Consider the following 12,511-nt stretch of genomic DNA (forward strand, 5'->3'; position numbering starts at 1 on the left):
CGCCGTCGACGACCTGCTGCGCACGCTCGCGCCGCAGGTCGTCGGCATCGTCAGTCGCCGCTTCGGCGACTTCGACTCCGCCGAGGACGCCGTCCAGGAGGCGCTGCTCGCCGCCGCGCGGCACTGGCCCGTCGACGGGGTGCCCGACGAGCCCCGCGCCTGGCTCGTCACCGCCGCCTCCCGGCGTCTCGTCGACCTGTGGCGCAGCGACGCGGCCCGGCGGGAGCGGGAGGCGCGCGTCATCGCGTGGGAGGTGCCGGCATACGACCCCGTCGACCACGACGACAGCCTCACGGTGCTCCTCCTGTGCTGCCACCCCTCGCTCACCCCCACATCGGCGATCGCGCTGACGCTGCGCGCCGTGGGCGGCCTGACGACGGCCGAGATCGCGCACGCCTTCTTCGTGCCCGAGCCGACGATGGCGCAGCGGATCAGCCGCGCCAAGGCGACGATCCGTGCGTCCGGAGAAGGCTTTCGTATGCCGTCCGCTGCCGACCGTGACGCCCGCCTCCGCTCCGCGCTGCACGTCCTCTACCTCCTCTTCAACGAGGGCTATGCGAGTACGAACGGTGATGCGGTGCAGCGGATCGAGCTGTCCCGCGAGGCGATTCGCCTGACGAGGCTGCTCGTGGCCAGCCTGCCGCAGCATGCGGAGGTTCTCGGTCTCCTCGCCCTGATGCTCCTGCTCGAGGCGCGTGCCCCGGCCCGCAGCGACGGCTCGGGAGCGCTGGTGCCGCTCCCCGAGCAGGACCGCTCGCGGTGGGATCGCTTCCTCGTGACGGAGGGCCTCGATCTGCTCCGTCAGGCCCTGGCGCTCGACGCGGTGGGGGAGTACCAGCTGCAGGCCGCCATCGCGGCGGTGCACGACCGGGCAGCCTCCGCAGCCGACACGGACTGGGCCGAGATCCTCACCCTCTACGGGATCCTCGAGGAGATCACCGGCAACCCGGTCGTGACGCTGGGCCGCGCGGTGGCCGTGGCGATGGCCTGCGGTCCGCGGGCCGCTCTCGAGGTCGTCGACGCGGTCGAGGACCGGCTCGGCACGACGCACCGATGGCTCGCCGTGCGCGGCCAGCTCCTCGAGATGGCGGGTGAGACCGCCGCCGCGGCGGCCACGCTCGACCGGGCCGCGGCGACCGCGACGAACGAGGCCGAGCGGCGCCACCTCGCGGCCCTTGCTGCACGCCTCCGGTCTCCGCGAGTCACCCGCGGAGGATGAGGCGCGGCCACCCCGGGGGTCCCACGATCGAGATGTCCCCGTCGTTCGTCGTCAGGAGGAGCCATCGTGCTCATCGGCCTCCCGAAGGAGCCGGACTCCGGCCGGGTGCCGCCCCTGGCTGTGGCGGGGGAGCGCGGGCCGGAATGGACGGCGGTCGACGTTGCCGACGTCGCGCTGGGCCTCGCCGTCGTCGCGCTGGAGGGGTCGCGCCGGGTCGCCGCGAGAGCAGGCTTCGTCGTCCGACCGCTGTCGGCGCTCGCCTCGGGGTCGGTCGCCGCCGGTCGGCGGCTGCGCTGGCACCCGCGGGTCGTGGACGTCGTCGAACGGGGCGAGCGGCAGCGGCGGCTCGCCGCGCAACAGGCATACGTCGTGGGCCAGCGTCTGGCTCCCCGGCTCGTCGACGGGCTGCTGGGGCTCGTCGACCTCACCGAGATGGTGCCTGAGCACGTCGACCTCGATGTGATCGTCGCCGGGGTCGACGTCGACGCCGTGGTGGCGCGGGTGGACCTGGAGCGGATCATCGACCGGATCGATGTGGACGCGGTCGTGGCGCGGGCCGACCTGCAGGCAGTGCTGGGCCGGGTCGACGTCGACGACGTCGTCGCGCGGGTGGACCTGGAGCGGATCATCGACCGGATCGACGTGGACGCGGTCGTGGCGCGGGCCGACCTGCAGGCGGTGCTGGGCCGGGTCGACGTGGACGACGTGGTCGCACGGGTGGACCTGGAGCGGATCATCGACCGGATCGATGTGGACGCGGTCGTGGCGCGGGCCGACCTCGACGCGGTGGTCGCCAAGCTCGACCTCATCGCGCTCGCCGAGTACGTCGTCGAAGGGATCGACCTGCCCGGGATCATCCGCAGCTCGACCGGTTCGATGGCGTCCGAGGGCCTTCGGGAGGTCCGCCGGCAGGGGATCGGGGCCGACGAGCGGGTGGCGCACGTCGTGGACCGGCTCCTGCACCGACCCGAGCGGGCTCCCGGGTCGACGTACGAGGAGGGGGCGCCCGGGCCGGCCGTCCGCCACTCGGCCCGGCCCGGGTCCGGTCCGGGTGATCCCGGGCTCGCGCACTGAGGACGACCGTGCAACCGCCGGTGGGACCACCCCGGGGCCCGATCGCGCGCATCGCGATCCCCTTGGGGGCGCGGTCGGTGCAGGGACACCGGGCCGGCATCGTCACCCGAGCGCTGGCTGCGGGCGTCGACGCCTTCGTCGGCGTGGTCGCGGTCGCCCTGGCGTATGCGGGGGCGACCGCAGCGTACTTCGTGCTGGGCCCGCGCACGTTCCGCTTCCCGGACCCCGGGTTCGGACTGCTGCTCGTGGCCTTCCTCGGGTTCCTGGTCTGCTACCTGGCGCTGGCGTGGGCGACCACCGGCCGCAGCTACGGGGCGCGCCTGCTCGGGCTGCGGGTCGTCAACTCGCGCGGCGGGCGTCTGCGGCCCTGGGTCGCGTTGGCCCGCGCCCTGCTGTGCGTCTTCATCCCCGTCGTGCTCCTCTGGGTGGTCGTCAGTCCCGAGAACCGGTCCGGTGCCGACATCCTGCTGCGCTCGTCCGTCGTGTACGACTGGGTGTCCGCCTCGGAGCGGGACGCCGCCCCCGAGGCTGACGACGGCGATGAGGGGAACGGCGGTCCGGCGACCCCTGGTCCGGCGACACCCGGTCCGGCGACACCCGGTCCGGCGACACCCGGTCCGGCGACACCCGGTCCGTGACGCCGTCAGGCGCCGAAGTACTCCCGCAGCGCGGCGTCCTGCTCCGGCGTGAGGTTGGTGTGGAGCAGGGTCGGGTGGTGGGCCAGGAACGCGTCCCGGACCCGCTCCACGTCGCCGTCTGACGTCGTGACGAACAGGGCGGACGTCCCCGGGGTGACCTCGTCGCGGACCTCCTGGATGAACGCGTCGCCGATGCCCGCGCCGCGCAGCGACCCACCCAGGGCACCGGCAGCGGCGCCCACGGCGAGCCCCAGGAGCGGCGCGAAGGCGAGCAGTGGCCCCCGGTGTCGCGGTCCTCCCGGAGCGCGTCGATGACGAGCTTGACCGTGACGTGCTCGTCGCCGGCGGTGCGCAGGCGACGGCCCGCCTGCGCCTGCAGGTCCCGGCCTCGGCCGAGGAGCTGGCTGGTCCGGGCCGGCACGGAGCGCGGACGGTCGGCATCCGGTGGCATGGCTCCCATGCTCCGCCTGCCTCCGGGGCTCGACGTCATGCCCGCGGGGTGAGCTGGGAGCCGTCCGTCGTCGCCGGCCTCCGGGCCTGCTCCCGGGCCAGCTCCCGGGTCGGCGCGCCAACGCGTCCGGGTCACCCTCAGAGCATGATGACCCGCCGCCGCGACGGCGCGATGGTGGGCGAGTGGACCGGCCAGTCGGTCGGACCGGCAGACACCGACTCGGTCGACCCAGCGACCGGGGCACGGGGAGGCGAAGTCATGACCATGGACGATCACAGAGCAGTGGACGGCGGCGGAACCGTTTCGTCACCGACGCAACCGGTGCCCGTACGGGACGTGGCCGCGCTCGAGGCCGAGATCGAGCGGCTCCGCCGTCGCAACGCCGAGCTGGAGTCGCCGACGGCGGTGCGGGCGCGACACGCCGCGCGAACCACCCTCGTGGTCATCCTCACCATCATCGGTGCGCTGTGCCTGACGCTCGCGGTGCCCGCCATCTGGGCGCGCAACCAGGTCCTCGACACCGACCGCTACGTCACGACCATGGAGCCGCTCGCGTCGAACCCGGACGTCCAGGTCTCCGTCGAGGCGGCGGTGAACCGGGAGATCGCCGCCCGCCTCGACATCGGCGCCTTCGTCGATCAGGCGCTCGCGGCACTCCCGCCGCAGGCCGCGCGGCTCAAGGCCCCGATCGAGAGCGGGGTCTCCGGGCTCATCAGCACCGCGGTCCACAAGGCCGTGACGAGCGACGCCTTCGTGACGCTCTGGACGGCCGCCAACCGAGCCGGGCACGCCGCGCTCGTCAGCCTCCTGACCGGAGAGAACCAAGGCACCGCCGTCACGGTGTCGAGCACCGGGGCCGTCGTGCTCAATCTCGGCCCGATCATCGCGCAGGTCAAGACCCGGCTGGTGGACGCTGGTCTCGGGATCGCGCAGAACATCCCGACGGTCGGCGCGACGATCGAGATCGCCCAGATCCAGGGCGTCGACCGCGCGCAGCAGGTCGTGCGGTGGCTCAACACCGCAGCGAACTGGCTGCCGTGGGTCGGGCTGGTCCTTCTCGCGGGCGCGGTCGCGCTCGCCCGGGGGCGCCGACGCCGCGCCCTGCTCTGGGCGGCGCTCTCGACGGCGATCGGGCTGCTGCTGTTGCGCCTCGCGCTCGTCATCCTGCGCGAGGTCTACCTCGGCCAGATGCCGACCGACGTCATCACGCCGCAGGCCTCGGCCTACCTCTTCGACACCGTGACGCGGTTCCTCATCGACGGCATACGGCTGATGTTCATCATCGCTCTGCTCGTCGCCGGGATCGCCGCGCTCCTCGGCCATCGGGCCGCGCTGGCCCGCGCCGGCCGTTGGGTGAGCCGGATCTCCGGCAACGCGTGGCACTCGCTGAACCAGGGGCCCGTCGGGATCGCGGTCCGCGAGCACGCCCGCGTCGCGGCCGGCGTGGTCGTCGGGGTCGGCATGTTGGTCCTCGTGCTCTGGAACAACCCCACCGGCATCGTCGTGCTGCTCATCGCGATCGTCGTGGCCCTGCTGCTCGCCGCCGTCTGGGGGATGGCGCACCGGAAGGTCGAAGCCGGCCTCCCGGCGGGCTGAGGACACCGGACCGCGCGCACCGCCAGCCGTCGGACGACCGTTGGTGCGCGTCAGGAGCGACACGCCGGCCGACACGCCGTGATCGATGCGCCACGTCGACCAACGGTCGTCGGTCGGCGGGGTCCGGGTCAGCCGGCGTCGCCCCGGTGGATCGGGGCGTGCGGGAACGACGTCTCGGCGACGCCTTCCAGCTCGGCCCGGTGGTTGCGGATGAGGTCGAGGTTGCGGTCGCGCAGGTGGTCGAAGGCCTGGCCGACGTTGGATCCGGGTGTCAGCGACGAGAGCGCCTCGGCCGGGTCGAGCCGCGCTGTCACCCAGCCGGGGTGCGTCGCGGCCTTGGCCACGATGTGCCCGATCGGCGTCACGATGTGCGAGTTGCCGAAGTAGAGCACCCCGGCCGGGTCGGCGCCGACGGCGTTGGCGCCGATGACGTAGACGTGGTTGTCGTAGGCACGCGCCCTCGACGTGAGGTCCCAGATGTCGGCCGAGCGCAGCAGCGCCGAAGGGCGGCAGATGACCTCGGCGCCCTGCACGGCCTGGATCCGCGACAGCTCGGGGTAGTCGCCGTCGAAGCAGATGATCATGCCGAGGCGGCCGAGCTCGGTGTCGCACACCGTGACGGTGTCGCCGGGCGTCACCCAGCCGCCACCGGAGACGATCTCGGAGCAGAACGGGTGCGTCTTGCGGTAGGTGCCGAGCAGGTCGCCCGTCGGGCCGATGAGCACCGACGAGTTGTAGACGACGCCGCGCTCCGGGCCCCGCTCGTAGGTGCCGAAGCAGATGTGCACGCCCAGCTCGCGGGCGACGGCCTGGATCGGCTCGATCATCGCGCCCGGCAGCTCGGTGACGAGGTCCCAGAGCTCCTCCTTGGAGCAGCCCGGGGTGAAGCCGGTGCTCGCCGTCTCGGGCAGGACGACGAGCTCGGCGCCGGTGGCGGCGACGCACGCGCGGGTCATCTCGACGCACGTGTCGACGTTGGCGCGGATCGTCTCCGGGGTGAGGGGAGCCGCGACGGGGGCGACCTGGACAGCCGCGGCGGTGAACGCGCGCACCGTCACCGCCTCCCGATCGCCCAGCCGACGACGACGCCGACGAGGGCGACGGCTCCGCCGGTGACGACGCCGAGGGCGAAGTCGCGCCCGGCGAACGGCGCCGCGGGGGCCGGCCGGCCGGCATACGTCACGGGCGCAGGCGCCCCACTGGGTATGCCGGGTGCTCCCGTCGGCGTGACGGCCTCGGGAGCGCTCGGGGCGGGGACCCGGACGCCGGAGATGTCGGCGTCGACGGCGGAGAAGAACTGTCCTGCCATCTTCTTCGTGACACCGGCGAGCATGCGCTGGCCGACACCGCCGATCACCCCGCCCACGGACGCGTCGGCGTCGTAGGTGAGGTCGGTGCCGCCGGCGAGGGACGGCGCCAGGCGCACGACGACGTCGGCGTCGACGGTGCCGGGCGCGCCCGCGCCGGAGGCCTTCATGGTGAAGGAGTCGGGGTGCTTAGGGTCGCGGAGCGAGACCTCGCCGTCGTAGGTGCCCTTGATCGCGGCGACACCGGCCGTGACCGTCATCGCGTAGTGGTCGGGACCGAGCTCGGTGAGGCGCTCGCAGCCGGGGAGGCAGCGCGCGAGCACGGCCGGGTCGTGGAAGGCGTCCCACACCTGCTGCGGGTCGGCCGCGAGAGTGGCGGATCCGGTGATCTTCATGCGGACGGCTCCTTCGATGACGTGTGTGACAGGCGGTGCAGCGACGGGATCTCGCCGTCCGCGTGGCGGCGGCGCAGCTCCCAGAGCTCGTTGGGCGAGATCGGCATCCGGGTGATCGGGAAGCCCTCGGCGTCCTCGACGGCCGAGGCGATGACGGCCGACACGGGGATGCACCCCGCCTCGCCGGCACCCTTGATGCCCAAGGGATTCAGCGGGCTGGGCGTCTCGAGGTGGTCGGCCTCGATGGTCGGCACCTCGGACGCGTAGGGCATGAGGAAGTCCATGAAGCTCGCGTTGAGCAGCTGCCCGGACTCGTCGTAGGCCATCCGCTCGTAGAGGGCGCCACCCACACCTTGGGCGACGCCGCCGTGGACCTGGCCCTCGACGATCATCGGGTTGATCATCGTGCCGCAGTCGTGGATGACGCAGTAGCGCAGGATCTTGATCTCGGCCGTGACCGGGTCGGTCTCGACGATTGCCGCGTGCATGCCGTTGGCGAAGGTGGCCTGGGTGGGGGAGTAGAAGCCCTTGCCCTCGAGGCCAGGCTCCTCGCCCTCGGCGACCGGCGGCTTGTCGGGGTCGAACGTGCCCGCGAACTGCGTTGCGGCCTTGGCCGCCTCGTCGAACGCGTAGCGCAGCGGGTTCGAGAGCACCGACACCGTGCCGAGGCTCATCGACGTCGTCGGAGCGCCCTTGACGCGGACCGTGCCGTCGACGATCTCGAGGTCGTCGGGCGACACCTCGAGGGCATCGGCGGCGATGCGCAGCGCCTTCTCACGCACCTTGCGGGCGCCGAGGGCGATGGCGCTCCCGCTCATGACCGCGGCGCGCGACGCGAAGGTGCCCACGGCATACGCCATCTTGCGGGTGTCGCCCGTCGTGACGTGGACGTCCTCCATGCGGACGCCGAGCTCCTGGGCGACGATCTGCGCGAAGACGGTCTCGTGACCCTGGCCCTGCGACGTCAGGCCCGTCGACACGTTGACCCGGCCGCTCGTCTCGATCTGGATGTGGCCGCCCTCGTAGGGCCCGACGCCGGTTCCCTCGACGTAGCAACCGATCCCGAGGCCGACCTTGCGTCCCTCGGCCTCGGCCTGACGGCGGTAGTCTGCGAAGTCGTCCCAGCCGACGAGGTCCTTGAGCTTGGCGAGGCTGGCCGGGAAGTCGCCGGAGTCGTACTTGAGCGGGCGGCCGTCCTGGAAGAGCAGGCCGTGGTCGTAGGGCATCTCGCTCGGGAGGATGAAGTTGCGCGAGCGCACCTCGGCGCGGTCGAGGCCGAGCTCGTCGGCGATGGCGTCCATGGTGCGCTCCATCGCGAAGACGCCCTGCGGACGGCCGGCGCCCCGATAGGGCGTCACGAGAACGGTGTTCGTGTAGAGCGACCAGAACTCGCAGCGGTAGGTCCCGGGCTTGTAGGGGCCGAGCAGCTGGGTCGAGGTGATGATCGGGACGATGATCCCGTAGGGCGTGTAGGCGCCGTTGTCGTGCCAGAACTTGACGTCGAGCGCGAGCAGGTGGCCCTCGTCGTCGAATCCGACGGTGACCCGCTGGAGCTGACCACGCTCGTGCGCGGCGCTGATGAAGTGCTCGCGCCGGTCCTCGGCCCACTTGACCGGGCGGCCGACGAGCATGGCGGCCCACGGCACGAGGACCTCCTCGGGCCACGGGTGCACGATCTTGACGCCGAAGCCCCCGCCCACGTCGGGGGCGATGCACTCGACCTTCGCGAGGGGGAGGTCGAGCTTGGCCGCGACGGCGGCGCGGACGCCGGTCGAGGTCTGCGTGGAGGAGTACATCCGCAGCTCGCCGCGGTCCCGGTCCCAGCGCGCGTAGACGCCCCGGCCCTCCATCGGCATGCAGGCGCTGCGCTCGATGTCGAGGTCGAGCGTCAGGGTGTGCGGCGCGGCGGCCATGGCGGCGTCGACGTCACCGACCTCCTGGAGCATGTGCGCCGCGACGTTGCCGGGCACGTCGTCGTGGACGAGCAGGTCGCCGTCCCGGGCGTGCTCGATGCCGACGACGACGGGCAGCTGGTCGTAGGTGACGCGGATGCGCTGGCAGGCGTCCTCGGCGACGTATCGGTCGGTCGCGACGACCATGACGATCGGCTCGCCGACGTGGTTGACCTCGTCCTTGGCCAGGGCGTAGCCGGTGCGGCCGTGGGTCAGCGTCGGGTGCGGGATGAGCAGCGGCAGCGGCTCGCCGACCCGGCCCGGGAGGTCCTCGTGGACGTAGATGCCGACGACGCCCTCGATGTCGATGGCGTCCGAGGCGTCGATGTCGACGATGCGCGCGTGGGCGTGCGGGCTGCGGACGAAGGCTGCCGCCAGGGCGTCGTGGCCGAGGTCGTCGAGGTAGCGGCCGCCGCCGGTGACGAGGCGCGGGTCCTCCTTGCGCTTGATCGGCGCGCCGAACATCTGCGTCGTCATGACTGCTCCTCGGCGGCGCCTGCGCGCTCGGCCTTGATCTCGGCGGCGCGCAGGACGCTCTTGACGATGTTCTGGTAGCCGGTGCAGCGGCACAGGTTGCCCGAGATCGCCTCTCGCGCCTCCTCGCTCGTCGGAGAGGGGTTCTCCTCGAGGTAGGCCGTCACGGTCGTGAGGAAGCCGGGCGTGCAGAAGCCGCACTGGAGCCCGTGGCACTCGGCGAAGGCCTGCTGGACAGGATTCATCGACTCGCCGGTCGGCGCGACCCTGGCGTCGGGCGCCGAGCAGAGGCCCTCGACCGTCGTGATCGCGTGGTCCTGGGCCGTGACGGCGAACATCAGGCACGAGCGCATCGGCTGGTCGTCGACGAGGACGGTGCAGGCGCCGCACACGCCGTGCTCGCAGCCGACGTGGGTGCCGGTGAGCTCGAGGTCGTGGCGCAGGAAGTCCGAGAGGAGGCGGCGGGCCGGGACGGTGGCCGAGCGGCGCACCCCGTTGACCGTGACCGTCACCTCGTGGAGCGTCTCGCTGGTCGTGTCAGTCATGGCTGGCTCCTGCGCGGTCGGCGGCCTGGGGGAGGGTGCGGCGGGTGAGCTCCGCGACGAGCATGCGGCGGTAGTCGGCACTCGCGTGGATGTCGCCCTCGGGCTCGACGTGCTCGCGCACCGCCTCGGCGGCCGCGTCGAGCGCCGCGTCCCACGCTTTCGACCCCGGCTCGACGCCACCGAGCGCCGGCCCGAGGTCGAGCACGGACGGGACATCGGTCACGGAGACGAACGACGCGCGGGCGGCCGACACGACGCCGTCGGTCACCGTGACCGCCACCCCGACGCCGGCCATCGCATAGTCGCCGTGACGCCGTGCGGCCTCGGTGAAGGCGGTGCCGGTCCCGGACGGGAACCGGCCGAAACGCACTGCCACAGCGAGCTCCTCAGCCGCGAGCGACGTCTCGAGCGCGCCGAGGAAGAAGTCGGACCAGCCGATCTCGCGCGCCCCAGCGGGCCCCGCCACCTCGACGACGCCGTCGGTCAGCGCGAGGATCGCCGGCATCTCACCGGCCGCGTCGGCGTGCGCGATGGAGCCGACCGTCGTGCCGCGGTTGCGGATGGCGGGGTGGGCGACGTTGACGAGCGCCTGGCGCAGGAGGGGGAGGACGGCATACGCCTCCTCGGAGTGCTCGAGGCCGGCGTGGCGCACGAGCGCGCCCACCCGGACGGCCGACGGCGTCACCTCGATGGTGTCGAGGCCGGCGACGCGGTTGATGTCGACGAGGTGCGCCGGCGAGGCCAGGCGCATGTTGAGGATGGGGATGAGGCTCTGGCCGCCCGCGAGGACCTTGCCGTCGTGACCGACCTCGGTGAGGACGGAGACGGCCTGCTCGACGGTGAGCGGTGCGTGGTGCTCGAAGGGGGCGGGCTTCACCGAACCGATCCTGCCTTCCGACCCCCGGTGGGGACTAGTGATCGTTGTGCATCGCTGCACGTGGGCTTTTGGCAACTTCTGCCGTGAACGGTCGTGGGCCCCCGATGCGAGATCGGAGGCCCACGGGCGCGTGGTGCGTGCTGCGTCAGCGGCGGCGCAGGTCCGGTCCGCCCGGGCGGTCCTGGTAGAGGTCGTCGATGCCGTCGGCGTCGCCGTAGTCCCCTTCCCGTTCGCCGAGCGAGATCATCGTGCCGCTCGCGGCGTCGGCCCGCTCACGCAGGTCTGCCGGGGCGAGGGCGCGGGCCGCGTGGTAGGCGACGATGGTCACGATCGTGCCGAGCGCGATGCCACCGAGCGTGAAGTCCGACGTGAAGACGAGCGAGACGCCGCCGATGCCGATGATGATGCCGGCCGCGATGGGCACGAGGTTGATCGGGTTGCCGAAGTCGACCCCGTTCTCCTTCCAGATCTTCGCGCCGAGCAGGCCGATCATGCCGTAGAGCACGACGGTGATGCCGCCGAGCACGCCACCCGGCACGGAAGCGACGAGGGCGCCGAACTTCGGCGAGAGGCCGAAGATGATCGCGACGATCGCGGCGACGTAGTAGGCGGCCGTCGAGTAGACGCGGGTGGCCGCCATGACCCCGATGTTCTCGGCATACGTCGTCGTCGGCGAACCACCGACGGAGCTCGCGATGACCGTACCGATGCCGTCGGCGGCGATGGCCCGGCCCATGTAGGGGTCGAGGTTCGTCTTCGTCATCTCGGCGACGGCCTTGACGTGGCCGGTGTTCTCGGCGACGAGGGCGATGACGGCCGGGAGCACGAGCAGGATCGCGGCGATCGAGAACGACGGTGCGTGGATGCCGACGATCTCCTTGCCGTCGGCGCCGGTCGTCGACGTCGGCGGGAGGCCGAACCACGGCTGAGCGGCGAGGTTGTCGAAGTTCGTCCGGAAGTGCGTCGTGACCTTGCCGGCGCCGGCGTCGTAGGACGTGATCTGCCCGAACACCTTGTCGAAGAGCCACGAGATGACGTAGCCGAAGATGAGCGCGAGGAAGACCGCGATGCGCGACGCGAAGCCCTTGAAGGCGACCGCGCAGATGATCGTGAACGCCATGACGAGCAGCGCCACCCACTGGTCCTGGGGCCAGTAGATGCTGGCGACGACCGGCGCGAGGTTGAAGCCGATGAGCATCACGACGGCACCCGTCACGACCGGCGGCAGCACCTTGTGCAGCACCGCGGACCCGGCGAAGTGGATCGCCACACCGATGAGCGCGAGCACGGCGCCGGCGACGAGGATCGCGCCCGTCACGTCGGCGGACGTGCCGCCCTGCGCACGGATGGCCGCCACCGCGCCGACGAAGCTCGCCGACGTGCCGAGGTAGCTGGGCACCTTGCCCTTGACGATGAGCAGGAAGCAGATCGTCGCGATCCCGCTCATCATGATCGCGAGCTGGGCGTTGAGGCCCATGACCAGCGGGAAGACGAAGGTCGCCCCGAACATCGCGACGACGTGCTGCGCACCCAGACCGACCGTCCTGCCCCACGCCAGTCGTTCGTCCGGGGCCACGACGTCGTCGGGGCCCATCGTCTTGCCGTCCCCGTGCAGTTTCCAGCCCAAGCCCAAAGCCATTCCGACTCCTATGGTTGCCCCATGAGGTGATGGGGGTCACGTCCCACTCCGGGATGGCCGAAAACTACTCCCACGACAGGGGACTGCGTTCGTCAAACGTTGATACACGCCGACGGAGACCCTCTGGCAGGAGATGACGTATGCCGGGTGCCCGACTTGTCGGGTCCCGCCGGGTGCGTGGAGGTTCGCACCCCCCCTCGGCAATCGAAAGAGCAATCCGCCCGCCTCGGGACCAGGCGACGGACTGCTCTTTCGATTGCCGTCCGACGGCATACGCCATCACGTGGGGTCAGATGCCGCGCATCTGGTGGATCTTCAGCGCGAGGTCCGCGCGTCCTCCTTCT

At 72.0% G+C, this 12,511-nt stretch carries 11 protein-coding genes; 4 read left to right on the forward strand and 7 right to left on the reverse strand.

From position 1 onward, the window contains the following. Positions 1 to 16: 16 nt before the first annotated feature. From AB4030_RS03820 to AB4030_RS03830, 3 genes are all read left to right on the forward strand, one after another. Positions 17 to 1,219: an RNA polymerase sigma factor gene (locus tag AB4030_RS03820; RefSeq protein ID WP_442277932.1), complete on the forward strand. Its 1,203-nt coding sequence runs from the start codon at positions 17 to 19 to the stop codon at positions 1,217 to 1,219. A gap of 66 nt (positions 1,220 to 1,285) precedes the next feature. Next, positions 1,286 to 2,293: a hypothetical protein gene (locus tag AB4030_RS03825; RefSeq protein ID WP_442277857.1), complete on the forward strand. Its 1,008-nt coding sequence runs from the start codon at positions 1,286 to 1,288 to the stop codon at positions 2,291 to 2,293. Positions 2,294 to 2,313: 20 nt separating this feature from the next. Further along, positions 2,314 to 2,931, forward strand: coding sequence for an RDD family protein (locus tag AB4030_RS03830; RefSeq protein ID WP_442277858.1), 618 nt, complete (start codon positions 2,314 to 2,316; stop codon positions 2,929 to 2,931). Positions 2,932 to 2,936: 5 nt separating this feature from the next. On the opposite strand, the gene AB4030_RS03835 is transcribed toward AB4030_RS03830, so the two are convergent. Beyond that, positions 2,937 to 3,626, reverse strand: a complete 690-nt coding sequence (locus AB4030_RS03835) for a DUF1269 domain-containing protein (protein WP_442277859.1) — start codon at positions 3,624 to 3,626, stop codon at positions 2,937 to 2,939. Positions 3,627 to 3,703: 77 nt separating this feature from the next. On the opposite strand from AB4030_RS03835, the gene AB4030_RS03840 reads away from it, so the two are divergent. Then, entirely contained in the window at positions 3,704 to 4,978 is a 1,275-nt protein-coding gene (locus AB4030_RS03840; protein WP_442277860.1) for an LPXTG cell wall anchor domain-containing protein, read from the forward strand. A 128-nt stretch (positions 4,979 to 5,106) separates the two neighbouring features. Here the strand turns inward: AB4030_RS03840 and AB4030_RS03845 are convergent, their stop codons facing one another. The 6 genes from AB4030_RS03845 to AB4030_RS03870 form a co-directional block, all read right to left on the reverse strand. After that, a complete protein-coding gene (locus tag AB4030_RS03845) occupies positions 5,107 to 6,030 on the reverse strand; it encodes a carbon-nitrogen hydrolase family protein (RefSeq protein WP_442277861.1) in 924 nt (307 codons plus the stop codon). A 2-nt stretch (positions 6,031 to 6,032) separates the two neighbouring features. Then, positions 6,033 to 6,680, reverse strand: coding sequence for an SRPBCC family protein (locus AB4030_RS03850; protein ID WP_442277862.1), 648 nt, complete (start codon positions 6,678 to 6,680; stop codon positions 6,033 to 6,035). Beyond that, on the reverse strand, positions 6,677 to 9,109 hold the full coding sequence (gene cutA, locus AB4030_RS03855) for an aerobic carbon-monoxide dehydrogenase large subunit (protein ID WP_442277863.1): 2,433 nt from the start codon (positions 9,107 to 9,109) through the stop codon (positions 6,677 to 6,679). Before cutA ends, AB4030_RS03850 begins: the two co-directional genes overlap by 4 nt. Then, positions 9,106 to 9,651, reverse strand: a complete 546-nt coding sequence (locus AB4030_RS03860; protein ID WP_442277864.1) for a (2Fe-2S)-binding protein — start codon at positions 9,649 to 9,651, stop codon at positions 9,106 to 9,108. Before AB4030_RS03860 ends, cutA begins: the two co-directional genes overlap by 4 nt. After that, a complete protein-coding gene (locus AB4030_RS03865; RefSeq protein WP_442277865.1) occupies positions 9,644 to 10,528 on the reverse strand; it encodes an FAD binding domain-containing protein in 885 nt (294 codons plus the stop codon). Before AB4030_RS03865 ends, AB4030_RS03860 begins: the two co-directional genes overlap by 8 nt. A gap of 145 nt (positions 10,529 to 10,673) precedes the next feature. After that, a complete protein-coding gene (locus AB4030_RS03870; RefSeq protein ID WP_442277866.1) occupies positions 10,674 to 12,167 on the reverse strand; it encodes a uracil-xanthine permease family protein in 1,494 nt (497 codons plus the stop codon). Between the last annotated feature and the right edge of the window lie 344 nt (positions 12,168 to 12,511).

Source organism: Terrabacter sp. 2YAF2, assembly GCF_052114705.1.
GTDB lineage: Bacteria > Actinomycetota > Actinomycetes > Actinomycetales > Dermatophilaceae > Terrabacter.

What these genes read in the sequence shown, in the direction of transcription:
- cutA (WP_442277863.1), bottom strand. Translation starts at nt 9,109, where the DNA reads ATGACGACGCAGATGTTCGGCGCGCCGATCAAGCGCAAGGAGGACCCG.
- AB4030_RS03870 (WP_442277866.1), bottom strand. Translation starts at nt 12,167, where the DNA reads ATGGCTTTGGGCTTGGGCTGGAAACTGCACGGGGACGGCAAGACGATG.
- AB4030_RS03850 (WP_442277862.1), bottom strand. Translation starts at nt 6,680, where the DNA reads ATGAAGATCACCGGATCCGCCACTCTCGCGGCCGACCCGCAGCAGGTG.
- AB4030_RS03860 (WP_442277864.1), bottom strand. Translation starts at nt 9,651, where the DNA reads ATGACTGACACGACCAGCGAGACGCTCCACGAGGTGACGGTCACGGTC.